This is a genomic window from Streptomyces sp. NBC_01408 (assembly GCF_026340255.1).
In the GTDB taxonomy this organism is placed as follows: domain Bacteria; phylum Actinomycetota; class Actinomycetes; order Streptomycetales; family Streptomycetaceae; genus Streptomyces.
Map to the genome: position 1 here is coordinate 1009676 of NZ_JAPEPJ010000002.1, position 15184 is coordinate 1024859.

General features: G+C 72.5%; 17 protein-coding genes. 11 read left to right on the top strand and 6 right to left on the bottom strand.

What is annotated here, in order from left to right; translation table 11 throughout:
• Positions 1 to 23 precede the first annotated feature (23 nt).
• Complete coding sequence (locus OG447_RS26695) at positions 24 to 425, bottom strand: MmcQ/YjbR family DNA-binding protein (protein WP_266939869.1); 402 nt, start codon at positions 423 to 425, stop codon at positions 24 to 26.
• A gap of 93 nt (positions 426 to 518) precedes the next feature.
• Between OG447_RS26695 and OG447_RS26700 the strand changes: the two genes are divergently transcribed.
• On the top strand, positions 519 to 1727 hold the full coding sequence (locus OG447_RS26700; RefSeq protein ID WP_266939870.1) for a trans-acting enoyl reductase family protein: 1209 nt from the start codon (positions 519 to 521) through the stop codon (positions 1725 to 1727).
• A 76-nt stretch (positions 1728 to 1803) separates the two neighbouring features.
• Here the strand turns inward: OG447_RS26700 and OG447_RS26705 are convergent, their stop codons facing one another.
• Positions 1804 to 2481 (bottom strand): endonuclease V, encoded by a 678-nt coding sequence (locus OG447_RS26705; RefSeq protein WP_266939871.1) that lies wholly within the window; start codon positions 2479 to 2481, stop codon positions 1804 to 1806.
• A 26-nt stretch (positions 2482 to 2507) separates the two neighbouring features.
• On the opposite strand from OG447_RS26705, the gene OG447_RS26710 reads away from it, so the two are divergent.
• Positions 2508 to 2807 carry a YciI family protein gene (locus tag OG447_RS26710; protein WP_266939872.1) on the top strand — a complete coding sequence of 100 codons (300 nt, stop codon included), beginning with the start codon at positions 2508 to 2510 and terminating at the stop codon, positions 2805 to 2807.
• A 546-nt stretch (positions 2808 to 3353) separates the two neighbouring features.
• Here OG447_RS26710 and OG447_RS26715 read toward each other — a convergent pair.
• Positions 3354 to 4415, bottom strand: coding sequence for an oxidoreductase (locus OG447_RS26715; protein WP_323181859.1), 1062 nt, complete (start codon positions 4413 to 4415; stop codon positions 3354 to 3356).
• 379 nt (positions 4416 to 4794) lie between these two features.
• Here OG447_RS26715 and OG447_RS26720 point away from each other — a divergent pair, with 379 nt between their 5' ends.
• The 8 genes from OG447_RS26720 (at position 4795) to OG447_RS26755 (ending at position 11128) form a co-directional block, all read left to right on the top strand.
• Entirely contained in the window at positions 4795 to 5211 is a 417-nt protein-coding gene (locus OG447_RS26720) for an SsgA family sporulation/cell division regulator (protein ID WP_266939874.1), read from the top strand.
• Positions 5212 to 5421: 210 nt separating this feature from the next.
• Positions 5422 to 7059 (top strand): ABC-F family ATP-binding cassette domain-containing protein, encoded by a 1638-nt coding sequence (locus OG447_RS26725; protein WP_266939875.1) that lies wholly within the window; start codon positions 5422 to 5424, stop codon positions 7057 to 7059.
• A gap of 357 nt (positions 7060 to 7416) precedes the next feature.
• A complete protein-coding gene (locus OG447_RS26730) occupies positions 7417 to 8388 on the top strand; it encodes an acyl-ACP desaturase (protein ID WP_266939876.1) in 972 nt (323 codons plus the stop codon).
• A gap of 108 nt (positions 8389 to 8496) precedes the next feature.
• Positions 8497 to 8802 (top strand): hypothetical protein, encoded by a 306-nt coding sequence (locus OG447_RS26735; RefSeq protein ID WP_266939877.1) that lies wholly within the window; start codon positions 8497 to 8499, stop codon positions 8800 to 8802.
• Positions 8795 to 9505: a hypothetical protein gene (locus OG447_RS26740; protein WP_266939878.1), complete on the top strand. Its 711-nt coding sequence runs from the start codon at positions 8795 to 8797 to the stop codon at positions 9503 to 9505. Before OG447_RS26735 ends, OG447_RS26740 begins: the two co-directional genes overlap by 8 nt.
• The gene (locus tag OG447_RS26745) at positions 9502 to 9930 is read left to right on the top strand and encodes a hypothetical protein (protein WP_266939879.1); all 429 of its coding nucleotides are present in this window, start codon (positions 9502 to 9504) and stop codon (positions 9928 to 9930) included. The genes OG447_RS26740 and OG447_RS26745 overlap by 4 nt, the downstream gene beginning before the upstream one ends.
• The gene (locus OG447_RS26750) at positions 9927 to 10544 is read left to right on the top strand and encodes a hypothetical protein (protein ID WP_266939880.1); all 618 of its coding nucleotides are present in this window, start codon (positions 9927 to 9929) and stop codon (positions 10542 to 10544) included. Before OG447_RS26745 ends, OG447_RS26750 begins: the two co-directional genes overlap by 4 nt.
• Complete coding sequence (locus tag OG447_RS26755) at positions 10541 to 11128, top strand: hypothetical protein (protein WP_266939881.1); 588 nt, start codon at positions 10541 to 10543, stop codon at positions 11126 to 11128. The genes OG447_RS26750 and OG447_RS26755 overlap by 4 nt, the downstream gene beginning before the upstream one ends.
• Here OG447_RS26755 and OG447_RS26760 read toward each other — a convergent pair whose 3' ends face one another.
• Positions 11129 to 11374 (bottom strand): WhiB family transcriptional regulator, encoded by a 246-nt coding sequence (locus OG447_RS26760; RefSeq protein WP_266939882.1) that lies wholly within the window; start codon positions 11372 to 11374, stop codon positions 11129 to 11131. It abuts the gene before it with no gap.
• A 183-nt stretch (positions 11375 to 11557) separates the two neighbouring features.
• A complete protein-coding gene (gene ligD, locus OG447_RS26765) occupies positions 11558 to 12577 on the bottom strand; it encodes a non-homologous end-joining DNA ligase (RefSeq protein ID WP_266939883.1) in 1020 nt (339 codons plus the stop codon).
• 75 nt (positions 12578 to 12652) lie between these two features.
• Here ligD and OG447_RS26770 point away from each other — a divergent pair, with 75 nt between their 5' ends.
• Positions 12653 to 13720, top strand: a complete 1068-nt coding sequence (locus OG447_RS26770) for an ATP-dependent DNA ligase (protein ID WP_266939884.1) — start codon at positions 12653 to 12655, stop codon at positions 13718 to 13720.
• Between the two features lie 74 nt (positions 13721 to 13794).
• On the opposite strand, the gene OG447_RS26775 is transcribed toward OG447_RS26770, so the two are convergent.
• On the bottom strand, positions 13795 to 15177 hold the full coding sequence (locus OG447_RS26775; RefSeq protein WP_266939885.1) for an NAD(P)/FAD-dependent oxidoreductase: 1383 nt from the start codon (positions 15175 to 15177) through the stop codon (positions 13795 to 13797).
• Positions 15178 to 15184 lie beyond the last annotated feature (7 nt).

Here is a 15184-nt window from a genome sequence, read left to right on the forward strand (position 1 = left end):
CCCGTCAGCACAAGAGCAAGCGCTTAGCCGTTTGCCTCGATCCGGGCGTCCAGCACCTTGACGTGCCGCTTCAGAGCCACGGTCCGGTAGCTCTCCTCCACCCACTCGCACAGCACCTCGACCGAGGGCGCCCCCTTCTCCCCCAGGGGTACGGAGACCCAGCCGGACCGGCCCAGACCGTACCCGGTGGGCTCCGCTCCGGGCGCGGTCATCGCGTGCCCGTGCAGCGCCTCGTCCTTGAGCTTCACGGAGAGGCCTGGCTGCTGCGGGCCGTCCACGGTCCCCAGGAAGACGAAGATCTTCTTGTTGACCTTCATCACGCAGTCCTCGGGACCCCACGGATGGTCCTCCCAGGCCTCGGGAAGCCCGAGAGCGAACTCGCGCACCGCCTCCCACTTGCGCACCGCAGCCTGCCCGGCCTTCATGACGCCTCCCACCTACCGCAGGTCACACCTGCCCGCGCGGGCAGTCGCTCCTCACGCTAGCCTCAGCCACCGACACCAGCTGGGAGGAGCGTCATGAACGCACAGGTTCGGCAGGACCATCGGGACCACCTCGAACGGGCCTACGACGTCGTGCTCTTCGGCGCGACCGGGTTCGTGGGAGCGCTGACCGCCGAGTACCTCGCCGCGCACGCCCCGGCCGGCTGCCGCTGGGCCCTCGCGGGCCGGGACCTCGCCAAACTGGAACGACTGCGCGAGCGGCTGGCCGCCGTCGATCCGGCCTGCGCGAAGCTGCCGCTGCTGCGGGCGGACGCCGGGGACGCGGCGGCCGTGCGCGAACTGGCCGCGTCCACCCGGGTGCTGGCCACGACCGTGGGACCGTACATCTGGTACGGAGCCGAGCTGGTCGCCGCCTGCGCCGAGGCGGGCACCGACTACGTGGACCTCACCGGCGAGCCGGAGTTCGTGGACCGGATGTACGTCGAGCACGACGCGCGGGCCCGGGAGACCGGTGCGCGGCTCGTGCACGCCTGCGGTTTCGACTCGATCCCGGCCGACCTCGGGGCGTACTTCACGGTGCGTCAGCTCCCCGAGGGGGTCCCGCTGACGGTCGACGGGTTCATGCGCTCCAACGCCCTCTTCTCGGGCGGGACCCTGGCTTCCGCGCTCACCGCGCTCAGCCGCGGCCCGCAGACCATGGCGGCCGCGCGGGCGCGCCGGCTGCACGAGCCCCGGCTGCTGGGGCGCCGGGCGCGGGGGCCGGTGGGGGCGCCGCGGTTCAGCCGGGAGACCGGCACCTGGGCGCTGCCGCTGCCCACGCTGGACCCCACGATCGTCGCCCGGTCGGCCGCCGCGCTGGAGCGCTACGGACCGGACTTCCGCTACCGCCACTACGCCTCCGTCAAGCGCCTCCCCGTCGCGGTGGGCGGCACGGCGGCGCTCGGCGCGACGGTGGCCCTGGCCCAGATCCCGCCCGCCCGGCGGCTGCTGATGAACCGCTGGGAGCCCGGACAGGGGCCGGACGCGGAGCGCCGGGCACGCAGCTGGTTCACGGTGCGGTTCGTGGGCGAGGGCGGCGGGCGCCGGGTGTTCACCGAGGTCGCGGGCGGCGACCCGGGCTACGGCGACACGGCGAAGATGCTGGCCGAGTCGGCGCTCTGCCTGGCCTACGACCCCGTACCGGAGGCCGCGGGACAGCTGACGACGGCGGTGGCGATGGGCGACGCGCTGCTGCCCCGCCTCCAGCGCGCCGGGATCACCTTCCGGGTGGTGCACTCCCGCTGACCCGGGCGGGCACCACGGGCCGGGGGCCGCGGGCCCGGGGCCGTGGTGACCGCCCCCGGCACCGCGGACCCTGTGGTCAGGAGGCCTCGCGCAGGGCGCGGCGGCACAGGGAGTCCGCGTGCCGCGTGGTCTCCGGGATCCGGAAGCGGGGGCTCAGGGCCAGGGCGTGGGCGCAGGCGTTGTCCAGCGAGACGCGGTGGCCGACGGAGACGTACACCGGCTTGATCCCGTCCTGGGTCCGCAGTGCCCGCCCGACCTCGGTCCCGTCGGCCGCGAGCAGCGCGGCCCGGTCGCCGCGCCGCGCGCCCGGTTCCTCGTAGGTGAAGGTGAACGGGTTCTTCGCGACGCCGATGGCCGGCAGCCCGGTGACCACCCCGAGGTGGCAGGCGAGGCCGAAGCCGCGGGGGTGCGCGAGGCCGTAGCCATCGCAGACGACGAGGCCGGGCGCGGTGGTGAGGGCGGCGAGGGCGTCCAGTACGGTCGGCAGCTCGCGGAAGGCCAGCAGGCCGGGCACGTAGGGGAAGCTGACGTGTCCGACGGCGGTGGCCTCCTCCACGACCTCCAGGGTCGCGGCGTCGAGCACCACGGCCGCGGCGGCGACCAGGTCGCGGGCGTCGTCGTAGGCCACGTCCACACCCGCGACGAGGCCCTGCCCGGGTGGCGGACCGGGCTCGGTGAGCACGACCTGATGGCGTAGTTCGTCCTGTATCGCCCGGGCCTCGGCCTCGTCGGCGGGGGTCTTCGTACTCGTCATGATGGAGCGAGAGTAGCCTGGCGATCATGTTCGTCATGGAGCTCACCTACACCGCGCCCGTCGAAGCCGTGGAAGAGGAGATGGACGCGCACATCGCCTGGCTGGACGGCCACTACGCGGCCGGCGTCTTCCTCGCGTCGGGCCGCAAGGTCCCGCGTGACGGAGGCGTGATCCTGGCCGGCGGGGTCTCCCGCGCGGAGATCGAGAAGATCGCGTCCGAGGACCCCTTCGCGGTGGCGGGCGTCTGCGCCTACCGCATCACGGAGTTCATCGCCACGAAGACCTCGGCGGACCTGGCGACGGTCCGGGAGAGCCCGCTCGTCTGAACGCCGGGTCGAAGCCGTGCGGCTGGGGCGGTTCTTCGGGACTCGTGGTGGAGGGGAGCGGGGCCGCGCAGGGGTGTCCCCGCAGGTCGGGCGCGCAACCGGCCCGATGACTTCGGATCAGGCTCAGTGCGCGAGCCGAGGAGACACCCCTGCGCGGCCCCGCGCACCGACCCCACCGACCAGGCCCCGGCAAGGCGAGCTCACCCCGCCAGAGGCGAAGCCAGGGCCAAACCCAGCCCCGCCGGCGTTCGAGGCGCGGAGCCTGGGGCGGAGCCCCAGCAACGCCGCCGCACCAACCGGACCCCGCCGAGCCGCCCCCAGGGCCCCGGCGCAGCCGAACCCCACCCCGCCAGAGGCGAAGCCAAGGCCAAACCCAGCCCCGCCGGCGTTCGAGGCGCGGGGCCCGGGGCGGAGCCCCAGCAACGCCGCCGCACCAACCGGACCCCGCCGAGCCGCCCCCAGGGCCCCGGCGCAGCCGAACCGCGCCCCGGCAAGAGCCCGCCCGGCCGCAGCCCTGGGGCGCGCCGGATCACCCCCGCACCCTGATCAGCGGCGTTCCAGCCGGGCCACCCGCCCCTTCTCCCCGGCCGCCCAGCAACCCGCGTCCGGGGTGCAGTCGACGGTGTCGAACGAGCCCGCGTCCAGCGCGCGCCAGCTGCGGCCCCCGTCGGTCGTCACGTCCGTGCCGGTCGGACCGACGGCGAGGGCCGTGCCCCGGGCGTACGGGTACCAGGCCGCGCCCGAGCGGTAGCCGGGCGGCGGGGTGGCCGCCTGGCGCCAGGTGTGCCCGGCGTCGGAGGACAGGGCCGCGGCCTGCGGGGAGGGCTGGCCCGTGCGGTAGTCGCCGCCGACAGCGAGGCCCGTCGTGCGGTCCCGGAACGCCAGGGCGAAGACCCCCCGCGCCGGGTCGCCCGCGGGGACGGTGGAGTCGGCGATGCGCCAGGTCAGCCCGCGGTCCGCGGAGTGCAGGACCCGCGCGGCCGCCCCGCCGCCCGTGGCCAGCCAGACGTCCCGCGGCCCGGCGCTGACCAGGCACTGGCCGCCGGCCGCGAATCCCGCTTCGCCGGGCAGCGCCTGCGGCATCCCGGTGCTCGGCAGCACCTGCCAGGTGCGTCCGCCGTCCGCCGTGGACAGGATCCGGAACTTCCCGTCCACCGGGTCGCTCATCGCCAGCCCGTGCCGGGCGTCGAAGAAGGTGAGGCAGTCGTAGAAGGCGCGCGGGTCGGGGTTACGGAAGGTCTCGGTCCAGGTGGCGCCGCCGTCCTCGGTGCGCAGCACCCTGGAGGCCTCCCCCTCCCCGATGGACAGGGCCACCGCGCGCCGCGCGTCGAAGGCCTCGATGTCCCTGAGCTCCAGTGCCTCCGCGACGGCGCCCGGCGGTGAGACGTCCCGCCAGCTGCGGCCGCCGTCCACCGTGCGCAGTACGGTCCCCTTCGAGCCCGCCACCCAGGCCGTCGACCGGCTGACGGCCGCCAGTCCCCGGAAGCGGGCCTCCTTGCCCGTGTCCTTCAACGCCCAGCCCGCGCCGCGCAGTTCGGCGGAGGCTCCGGCCGGGGAGGCCTGGGCGGGTGCCGCCAGTAACCCCACCGCCAAGACCGCCGCGCACATGCCAACTCCCAGAAGTCTCATGGCGCCGGAAGCTAACGCACCCCGGATCGGCCGTCCAGGGTGCGTCGCCGCCGCCGGCGGGTGCGCTCGGGCTCCGGGCGGGAGGGCCCGCAAGGGGGCCGGGGCCGTACGTTGCGCCTGTGGAGTGATCGGTAACAAGCCCTTCTGGGACCGCGCCGAGGCCTCCGGAACTGATCGTTCCGCCTTTCCGCACTTCCCTCGGACGGTCACTCTGTGCGATCACACAGACAGGTTCCGGCCAATCGGTGACACAGCTCACGTCATCTCGCATGCACGGATTTGCCGATTCCGGCGTCTATCCGGTTGCCGGACTCCACCCCCTCAGCCCGGCAGCAGATCCGCCGCAAGGGAGTGAGCCTTGATCACTGTCATCGAGCAGGCCGTTCAGGCCCGTCTGGTCGCCACCGCGCCGAAGGTCGAGACCGTGCCAGTCACCCTCTGCTACGACCGCGCGGATCCCTTCGCCGTGCGCATGGCCTTCCCCGCCCCCGCCACGCTCGAGGGCATCGAGGTCTCGTGGACCTTCGCGCGCGAGCTGCTGGAATCCGGCCTGGACCGCCCGTCGGGCAGCGGTGACGTGCGGGTGCGCCCGTACGACGCCGACCGCACCACGATCGAGTTCCACGCCCCCGAGGGCGTCGCCATCGTGCTGATGACGACGACCGAGCTGCACCGCTTCCTGGAACGGGCCGCGACCGTGGTGCCGCCGGGGCTGGAGCACCTCTACCTGGACATGGACCACAGTCTCGCCGAGCTGATGCGCGACACCTGCTGACCGGTCGCCCCGCGGCCCGGTAATTCGATTGCGGGCGGCTCCGGCCGCCCGTAGCTTCGTAGACGCCCCATTGCCGCCGAAACGGAGCAGGACATTGCTCGTCTGAGGTCCGAGACACCGACCCACCCCACCGTGACGTTCCGCGTCACCGGCTGACCGTCGGCTGTCTCCCCGCGTTGCACGCACCACTCACGCAACCTGGAGGCCTCTATGAGTCATGCCCCTACTTTCATCACCTGCTCCACGCTCTCCTTCGACTGGCCCGACGGCACTCCCGTCTTCGAAGGTTTCCAACTGGCCGTCGGCCCCGGCCGGACGGGCCTGATCGGCCTCAACGGCTGTGGGAAATCAACCCTGTTGAAGCTCATCGCGGGGGAACTGACCCCGTCGGAGGGCCAGATCTCCGTCGCCGGCACGGTCGGCTACCTCCCGCAGAACCTCACGCTCGACACGGGACTGCGCGTCGACGAAGCGCTCGGGATCCACCCGGCGCGCGCCGCCCTGCACGCCATCGAGGCCGGCGAGGCCACCGAGGCGAACTTCGCCGCCGTCGGCGACGACTGGGACGTGGAGGAGCGGGCCCTGGCCACGCTCGACCAGCTCGGGCTCGCCCGGATCGGCCTGGACCGCACCGTCGGCGAACTGTCGGGCGGCGAGTGCGTGCTGCTGCGGCTGGCCGCGCTGCTGCTCGCCCGCCCCGACGTGCTCCTGCTGGACGAGCCCACCAACAACCTGGACCTGCGCGCCCGCCGCCGCCTGTACGCGGCGGTCGAGTCGTGGACCGGGGTGATGGTCCTGGTCAGCCACGACCAGGAGCTGCTGGAGCGCGTCGACCAGATCGCCGACCTGCGCGAGGGCGAAGTCCGCTGGTACGGCGGGAACTTCACCGACTACGAGGCGATGCTCGCCGTCGAGCAGGACGCGGCCGAGCGGATGGTCCGGGTCGCGGAGGCCGACGTGCACCGGCAGAAGCGCGAACTGGCCGACGCCCAGGTCAAATTGGCGCGACGCAAGCGGTACGGCCAGAAGATGTACGAGAACAAGCGCGAGCCGAAGATCGTGATGGGCGCCCGCAAGCGCTCCGCGCAGGAGTCGGCCGGCAAGCACCGGATCATGCACACCGAGAAGCTGGCCCAGGCGAAGGAACGGCTGGACCAGGCGGTGGAGGCGGTGCGCGACGACGACGAGATCCGCATCGAGCTGCCCGCCACCCAGGTCCCGCCCGGGCGGCGCGTACTCACCCTCAGCGACCTGCGCCTGGCGCACGGGGCGGCCGTCCCGGGCGAGTGGGAGCTGCGCGGACCGGAGCGGATCGCGCTCGTGGGGCGCAACGGTTCCGGCAAGACCACGCTGCTGCGCACCATCGCGGGACAGCTCGCGCCGGTGTCCGGGGCGACGACGGCGCATGTGACCACGCGGTTCCTGCCGCAGCGCCTGGACGTGCTCGACGAGAGCCGCTCGGTGGTGGAGAACGTGGCGCGGTTCGCCCCGCAGGCCACGAACAACCTGATCCGGGCGCGGCTCGCGCACTTCCTGTTCCGCGGCGCCCGGGCGGACCGGCCGGCCGGCACCCTGTCGGGCGGCGAGCGCTTCCGTGCAGCCCTGGCCGCGCTGCTGCTGGCGGAGCCCGCTCCGCAGCTGCTCATGCTGGACGAGCCGACGAACAACCTGGACCTGGCGAGCGTCCGGCAGCTGACGGACGCACTGGATTCCTACGAGGGCGCGCTCGTGGTGGCCAGCCATGACGTGCCGTTCCTGGAGTCGATCGGCATCACGCGGTGGCTGCTGCTGGACGGCGAGCTGCGCCCGACCACGGCCGAGGAGGTCCGGGAGACCCTGTGGCAGTGACCGAAGTCACCCGGGGGGCCTTTCTGCTTCGGCAAGGGCGCGGAAGGCCTCCTCCCCGGCTTCGCCCCCGGCGGGGAGCCGTACACCGCTACGACCGGCTCCACCTCGTGCGTCACCGTCCCGGACGAGGCCCTCGGGGCATCGGTCTCCGTCGTCAAGGCGGGGCCGGGTGGACCACTTACGGGGATGACTTTGTCCGCCGTGGTGCCCTGCTAGACCCCTTCTAAACTGCATAGATAACTGGAGGTAACCGGACATATGCCTGGCTGGGGCTTGGCTGGCCTTGATGTCGCGCTTAACCTACGACTCCGTAGGCTACGGAACCGTAGGTAATTCGCTTTGCACCCAGGAGTACCCGTGACGATCACCTCTCCCCACCTCGGCAGCTCGGAGGCGTGGACCGACGCCAAGCTGCTGTTCGCGCTGGAAGAGGTGGTCGAGAAGGAGCTCAACCGCCATCTGAAGGTCACCAAGGACTGGATGCCCCACGAGTACGTCCCGTGGAGCGACGGCCGGAACTTCCCGGGCTTCTTCGAGGACGGCGAGGCCTGGGACCCCGAGCAGTCCAAGGTCACCGAGATCGGCAAGATCGCGCTGGTCGTGAACCTGCTGACCGAGGACAACCTCCCCAGCTACCACCACGAGATCGCCTCGCTCTTCGGGCGCAACGGCGCGTGGGGCACCTGGGTGCACCGCTGGACCGCCGAGGAGGGCCGCCACGGCATCGTGATGCGCGACTACCTGCTGGCCTCGCGCGCCGTGGACCCGGACAAGCTGGAAGCGTTCCGGATGCAGCACATGTCGGAGGGCTTCGAGTCCGACAACCGGCACTCGATGCTGCACTCGGTCGCGTACGTCGCCTTCCAGGAGCTCGCCACCCGCATCTCGCACCGCAACACCGGCCACCAGTCCGGTGACCCGGTCTGCGACCGGATGCTGGCCCGCATCGCGCAGGACGAGAACCTGCACATGGTCTTCTACCGCAACCTGCTGGGCGCGGCCTTCGAGCTCGCCCCCGACCTGACGATGCAGGCCGTGCGGGACGTCGTGGTCAACTTCCGGATGCCCGGCCACGGCATGCCCGGCTTCGAGCGGATGGCCGCGCAGATGGCGATCGGCGGGGTCTACAACCTGCGGATCCACCACGACGACGTACTGAGCCCCGTGATCCGCTTCCTGAAGATCATGGACATCGACGGCCTCGGCCCGGAGGGCCAGAAGGCCCAGGAGGAGCTCGGGCTCTTCATGAACGGCCTGGACTCCGAGGCCCGCAAGTTCGACGAGCGGCTGGCCGCCCGCGCGGCGCGCATCGCTGCCCGCAAGGCCTGACCCCAGCTCCGGCGCAGGGCCTGACCCCAGGCCTGACCGGATTCCGCTCGCTCACCCGAGTGACGCCGATTGCCCTGGCAGAGCCGCGCTCTGCCAGGGTTTCGCGTCATGACCTCGCTCCGGGTGGACATCGACCAGCTGACCCGCCTGACCCGTGCCCTGGACGCCTCGCTGCTCTCGCTGCGCGAGGCCCGGCGCGCGCTGGACCACGTACGGGCCGACCAGCTCGGCACGGCGGACCTCGACGACGCCTGCGACGGCTTCCAGGAGCGGTGGGCCCACGGCACGCGCGAGCTGACCAAACGCGTCAAGCGCGTACGGGAGGGCGTGGACCGCAGCGCCACCCAGTACGCGGAGCTGGAGGCAGCCGTCCGCGAGGCCTTCCGCCGCGCGGCGGCCGACGCCCATGGCTGAGCAGCCTGCCCTCGGCTTCGACCCCGCCCCCGGGAATCCCGCGGCGGTGCTGGCCCTGACGAAGAAACTGAGCGCCTCGGCCACTTCCCTCGGGGAGGCCGCCCGCGTCGTGACCGCCCTGGTCTCCCAGAGCTCGGCCTGGCAGGGCGAGGCCGCCACCGCCTTCCGCGCCTCCCTCTCGGACGAGCTCCCCCGCTACCTCCGCTCGGCGCACACCTCCCTCGCGGAGGCGGCCCGCCGACTCACGACGTGGCACGACACCCTGCTCGCCCACCGCGCCCTGGCCGACCGCTACGCCTCCCTCGCCGCCGCGGCCACGACGGAGGAGTCCCTGTCCGACACCCGCCGCCAGGCCCGCGAACTCGCCTCGGAACACGCGGCGGCGGCCCACCGGGTGGCCCAGGCCCTGAACGCGGCCGCCGACCGGCTGGCGCCGAAGGAACCGGGCGTCCTGGCCTCGATCTGGCACAAGATCGTGGACGACCCGGGCGACGCGTTGTCGAATGCTTCAGCGATCCTGGGTGCGGTCGGGGCGGGCGTGGCCCTCCTTTGCCCGCCGGCGGGCCTGGCGGTGATGCTGGTCGCCGGAGGCCTGTCCGTGGCGGCCTCACCACGCACCTCGCGGACCCGAGGTTCCGGAAGTCCCTGTCGGACGGCGTCACGAAGGGCGAGTTCGACGCGGACTTCTGGAAGAGCGGCGTGACCCTCCTCGGCGACACCGCCGGCTCGGTCCCGGGCCTCGCGGCGGTCGCCTCGGGAGCCAAGGCCAGCACAGCCGCCGCCCGCGCGGCCCTGTCCGCCGCCCCGGAAACCAGCGCCCTGGCCGGGCTGGGAACGGGCGCGGGGGCGTTCGGCCGCACAACGTGGAGTACCGGCAACGAATTGCGGCAAGTGGAGAACCCGCTGGCCGGGTGGGCGCTGCGTTCTTCGACTCCGGAGGTACGAGAACGCGTCGGCGTGGGCTTCGCAGGCGCGGGCGCGCTCACCGCGGGCCTCGACTACGTGGGCGACAGCGACGCCGTCGAGTACAGCACCACAGCGGTCGACGGTACCCGCGTCGTCCTGGATGACGCACCTTCGGTCGGCGCCAAGTCCGCCCACTTCTGGACGGCGGTGAGGCCGCGATGAGCGGATCCGCAGTACCGACCGTGTGGTTCAGGCTGCCGCCCGGGTTCCATGACATCGGGCCGGCGGACCGCGACACCTTGGACGCCGCGGCCGAGGCTCTGGGGAGTACAGAAGCACGGCAGCAGCTCGCGCAACTCGTTGACGGTCTCGACAGCCTCACGCGTCACCACATCGTGCACACGGCCATCGGTCTGCATCCGGATGAGGATGCCGGCATCGCGACCTCGCTGTTCTCCCTGTCCGTCCTCCATGCCGATCAGCCCAACTCCAGGCTGGCCATCGCCCGTACAGCGCTCGGCATCGCCCGTTCACCTCTGTGGCGCAGTACGACACGGCGCTTCCTCGATCTGCCTTCGAAGCTCCCCTGCTGCCTGGTTGCCGGCGCCATCTCGCTGCCGGATGTGGGGCAACAACTGTTTCAGGCCAGAATCGCGACAGTCCACCCGGCTGGAGTACACGTCATCGTTCTCGACCTCACCAGTGCGTCCGTCCAGCATGCCGAGCTGTACATCGACATCCTCGAGGCCATCACCCACACCGTCAGTTCCTCGGACCCGGAGCCCGGCCCGGCCCCGGCTGCACCGGCCTCACGCATCCTGGAGGTGCTCCTGTGACGGTCCTGCTGGCGAAAGTGGCATGGGACCACCCTCAGACCGTCGTCGGGTACAGACGGCTGGTCATCCGTCGCGCGATGTGGGTGCTCAGCCTCGGTGGGCCCTTCCTGCTGTGTTGCGCATGCCTCTACCTCGGCGTTCTGCGCCAGGCCGCGATCTTCTTCCTCCTGCTCACCATCGGCTTCGTCACCTGGATTCCGTGGGTGGTCATCGCCTTCGTCCGACGCCATCGGGTGGCAGCCGTACTCCGGGCCTACCCGTGGCAGGACCTGCCCTGTCGGCATCCGCGCCGCGCGACCAACAGCCCCGCGACCATCGTCATCCCGTTCCGGGAGGACTTCACGGCCACGCTGCGGATCATCCCGTTCCCCGTCGATCTGGTGGAGGTGGAGAACGATCAGCCGGACCGGATCTGGTTCGCGGGGGACCCTCGCTTCGGTGGGGTCGTTTCGCCCGTCGGGGGGCACTACCCCGTGCGGGTCGTGCCCCATACGCCGCGGCGGGAGGAGCGCGGTGGCGAAGGGTTCGAGCTCGCGCTGCGCGTGGGGCTGGTGCGGCGGAGCGGGAAGGGGACGCGGACCTGATCAGCCGCGGGGACGCAGGGCGAGGCGTTCGGATTCCGAGAGGCCGCCCCAGACGCCGAAGCGCTCGTCGTTGGCCAGGGCGTACTCCAGGCACGCCGCCCGACCCTCGCACGCCCCGCACAGCCGCTTCGCGTCCCGCAGGGACGAGCCGGGCTCCGGGAAGAAGAAGCTCGGGCCCGTCTGGGCGCAGAGGGCGAGGTCGTACCAGGCGGGGGCGGCGGTGGTGGAAGCGGTGTTCATCGACATGCCGGAGATACTGACCGCCACCGATGGACGTCCGATCAACGACTGATCAACACCAGATCACGGTCCCCGTCGCCGAGGCGCCGCCCCTCGCCGACGCGCCGCCCCTGGCCGCGAACCGCGCCCCGGCGGGATCCGCCGACCGCGCGCGGCGGCCTACTCCCTGAGCCTTCTGGAACTCCCTCGTCAGTCCTCGTGTTTCGCGCGGCTCGGCTGGACCCGCTTCGGTTCGCCCGGCATCTTCGGGTAGTCCGGGGGGTAGGGCATGTCCCCCAGGCCGTGGTCGTGTTCGTCGCGGTCGGCGAGTTCCAGTACGACGTCCAGGGAGAAGGCGTGCTCGTCCATGTCGGCGTGCAGATCGCCCAGTTCGGCGAAGCGGGCCGGCATCGTCACGATGTCGAAGTCACGCGGTTCCGCGTCGTCCACCTCGTCCCAGCGCAGCGGGGCCGACACCGGCGCGTGCGGGCGGGGGCGGACGGAGTAGGCGGAGGCGATCGTGCGGTCGCGCGCCGTCTGGTTGTAGTCGACGAAGATCCGCTCGCCGCGCTCCTCCTTCCACCAGGCCGTCGTGACCTTGCCCGGCATGCGGCGCTCCAGTTCGCGGCCGAGGGTGATCGCGCACCGCCGGACCTCGGTGAAGGTCCACCGCGGCGCGATCGGGACGAAGACGTGCAGTCCGCGGCCGCCCGAGGTCTTGGGCCAGCCCCGCAGGCCCAGTTCCTCCAGCAGGGCGCGGAGCTGATGGGCGGCTGCCACGGCGTGGTGGTAGTCGGTGCCCGGTTGCGGATCCAGGTCGATGCGCAGTTCGTCGGGCCGGTCGGTGTCCTCGCGCCGGACCGGCCAGGGGTGGAAGGTGAGGCAGCCCAGGTTGGCCGCCCAGAGGACGGCCGCGGGCTCGGTGGGGCAGATCTCGTCGGCCGTGCGTCCGCTCGGGAAGGCGATGTGGGCGGTCGGGATCCAGTCGGGGAGGTTTTTCGGTGCCCGCTTCTGGAAGAAGGACTCGCCGTCCACCCCGTCCGGGAACCGTTCCAGGGTCGTGGGGCGGTTGCGCAGGGCTCGGGTGATGCCGTCCGCGACCGCCAGGTAGTACTCGGCCACGTGCCTCTTGGTGAGGCCGCGCTCCGGGAAGTACACCTTGTCCGGGCTGGACAGCCGCACCGTCCGTCCGCCCGCCTCCAGCTCGATCGCATTTCCGGCAGCACCCATGAGCGCCACGGTAGGCGGGCCCGGCCGGGCGCGCATACCGGGCGCTCCCGGATGTACCACCGCAGAATCGAAGGCATGGATCTACCGGTGATGCCGCCCGTGAAACCGATGCTCGCCAAGGCCGTGGCGAAGATCCCGCCCGGGATGCAGTACGAGGCCAAGTGGGACGGCTTCCGTGCCATCGTGCACCGTGACGGCGACGAGGTGGAGATCGGCAGCCGCACCGGGAAGAGCCTGACCAGGTACTTTCCCGAGCTGGTGGTGGCCCTGAAGGAGAACCTGCCGACTCGGTGCGTCGTGGACGGCGAGATCGTGATCGTTCATGGCGGGCGCCTCGATTTCGACCGGCTGACCGAGCGCATCCATCCCGCGCAGTCCCGGGTCACCCTCCTCGCCGAGAGGACCCCCGCCAGTTTCGTCGCCTTCGACCTGCTCGCGCTCGGCGACGAGCCGCTCCTCGACACGCCGCTCACCGACCGCCGTGCCGCCCTCACCCAAGCCCTGTCCACCGCTCGGCCCCCCGTCCACCTCGCGCCCGCGACCACTGATCCCGCGCTCGCGCAGGAGTGGTTCGAGCGGTTCGAGGGCGCCGGACTCGACGGGGTGATCGCCAAACCGCTCGATCTGCCCTACCGGCCCGATGCCCGGCTCATGTTCAAGATCAAGCACGAGCGTACGGCCGACACCGTCGTCGCGGGTTTCCGTTTCCACAAGAGCGGTCCGATTGTCGGATCACTGCTCCTCGGCCTGTACGACGCCCACGGCGCCCTCCAGCACGTGGGCGTGTGCGCCGCCTTCCCCATGAAGCGCCGCGCCGAGCTGGTCGACGAGCTCGAACCCCTCCGGATGGCCGACGCCGCAGGTCACCCCTGGGCCGCCTGGGCCGAGGAGGAGGCGCACGAAAGCGCCCGGCTGCCCGGCGCGCAGAGCCGGTGGACCGGGAAGAAGGACCTGTCCTGGGTCCCGCTGCGCCCCACGCGGGTCTGCGAGGTGAAGTACGACCACATGGAGGGCGACCGCTTCCGGCACACCGCCCAGTTCCGCCGCTGGCGGCCCGACCGGGCGCCGGAGAGCTGCACCTACGCCCAGCTCGAGGAGGTCGTCGGCTACGACCTCGCCGCGGTGCTCGGCCCCGTCACCTGACCGCAGGAGCCAGCGGCCCGCCCCCGCCCAGCCCACGCAGGGGCGGGCGGGGGGAGGCCGCGGCGCCCCCCGCCTCAGCCCGAAGTGAGCTTCTCCCACTCCGCCCGGTCCGGCCCGGCCGCGTTCGGCGCGTACTCCGGCCGCGCGGCCAGCCAGCGGGCCACCCGGGCCCGGATCTCCGGGTCCGCGTACGCCTGCTCCGGCGGGTCCGCCAGGTGCCGGACCCTGGCCCGCGCCCGCATCACCTCGGGGTCCTCCAGCGCGCAGTCGAAGAGTGCGGCCGTCTCGCGCGCCGTCCCGGTCCGCGCGGCCATGGTCGCGAAGCGCTCCCCGACGGCCGCGTCCACGCCCACCTGGAAGTCGAACCACGGCTTCAGCGTGCGGACCGCCCACGCGTGGTGGTCCGCGGCGAACCGCTCCGAGCCCGGGTCCCGGTGCGCCGTCCGGGCCACCCTGCTCGCGGCCCACAGGGCGAGCGAAGTGCCCTGCCCGAGGGTCGGGTTGGTGTGCGTGATCGCGTCCCCGACCGGCACCAGTCCCGTCACGACCGGGCCCCCCTCGTCGACCAGAGCGCTCCACCGGTTGTCCAGGCTCGCGGTGGCCACCACCCCGGACAGCGGTTCGGCGCCCAGGTCCAGCCAGGCCGCGCCGGGCGGGAAGCAGCGCGCGGCGGCCTCGAAGACGGCGGGGTCGCGCAGGGCGGAGCGGGTGCTGTCCCCGGTGTGCACGATCAGGGTCACGGCGAACACCCGGTTGTCGGCCGGGAAGACGGCGCAGCCGGCGAAGGTGCCGCCGGTCACCGCCCACGGCCGGCGCGGTCCCTGCGCCATGCTCTCGGGCAGCCGGTACCAGCGGCAGAAGTAAGCCAGCCCCGTGCGGTGGCGTTCCACGACGGAGGGACGGCACCCCGCGGCGGTCAGCCATCGCTCCACGCCGCCGCGCCGCCCTCCCGCGTCCACCACGAGGTCCCCCCGGTAGCTCCCGGCCTCGGTGGTCACTCCCGTCACCCGGATCCCGGGTTCCGTGGTCAGGCCGGTGACCGGCTCCCCGTACCGCGCCACGACCCCCGGCTCCGCGCGCAGGGCCGTGACCAGTGCGCTCTCCAGCAGGATGCGCCGGGTCTGGATCATGACGAGGTCCTCGTCACCGGGCCGGGCGGGCGGCCGTACGTCGAACCAGTCGAGCTCGTGCCGTTCGCACGCCCCGAGCCGGAGCAGCTCCGCGTAGACGTCGGGCAGTTCGTCCCGCAGTACCTTGCGCGCGGCCCCGAGCAGTACGTGCGGCTGAGTCGCCTGCGGTACGGCCGGGCGGCGCCAGCCGAAGAAGTCGCGGTCGAGGGCGGTACCGGGGACCCGCGTGTCGCGCTCGAACAGTTCGGCCGTGTGCCCCCGCCGCGCTGTCAGCAGGGCCGTGGCCAGCCCGCCGACCCCTCCGCCGATGACCAGCACATGTGTCATGTGTACG

Coding starts and splice junctions, on each gene's coding strand:
- OG447_RS26710 (WP_266939872.1), top strand. CDS start 2,508: ATGTTCGTCATGGAGCTCACCTACACCGCGCCCGTCGAAGCCGTGGAA.
- OG447_RS26740 (WP_266939878.1), top strand. CDS start 8,795: ATGGCTGAGCAGCCTGCCCTCGGCTTCGACCCCGCCCCCGGGAATCCC.
- ligD (WP_266939883.1), bottom strand. CDS start 12,577: ATGGGTGCTGCCGGAAATGCGATCGAGCTGGAGGCGGGCGGACGGACG.
- OG447_RS26715 (WP_323181859.1), bottom strand. CDS start 4,415: ATGTGCGCGGCGGTCTTGGCGGTGGGGTTACTGGCGGCACCCGCCCAG.
- OG447_RS26705 (WP_266939871.1), bottom strand. CDS start 2,481: ATGACGAGTACGAAGACCCCCGCCGACGAGGCCGAGGCCCGGGCGATA.
- OG447_RS26725 (WP_266939875.1), top strand. CDS start 5,422: ATGAGTCATGCCCCTACTTTCATCACCTGCTCCACGCTCTCCTTCGAC.
- OG447_RS26700 (WP_266939870.1), top strand. CDS start 519: ATGAACGCACAGGTTCGGCAGGACCATCGGGACCACCTCGAACGGGCC.
- OG447_RS26695 (WP_266939869.1), bottom strand. CDS start 425: ATGAAGGCCGGGCAGGCTGCGGTGCGCAAGTGGGAGGCGGTGCGCGAG.
- OG447_RS26750 (WP_266939880.1), top strand. CDS start 9,927: ATGAGCGGATCCGCAGTACCGACCGTGTGGTTCAGGCTGCCGCCCGGG.
- OG447_RS26760 (WP_266939882.1), bottom strand. CDS start 11,374: ATGTCGATGAACACCGCTTCCACCACCGCCGCCCCCGCCTGGTACGAC.
- OG447_RS26770 (WP_266939884.1), top strand. CDS start 12,653: ATGGATCTACCGGTGATGCCGCCCGTGAAACCGATGCTCGCCAAGGCC.
- OG447_RS26775 (WP_266939885.1), bottom strand. CDS start 15,177: ATGACACATGTGCTGGTCATCGGCGGAGGGGTCGGCGGGCTGGCCACG.
- OG447_RS26735 (WP_266939877.1), top strand. CDS start 8,497: ATGACCTCGCTCCGGGTGGACATCGACCAGCTGACCCGCCTGACCCGT.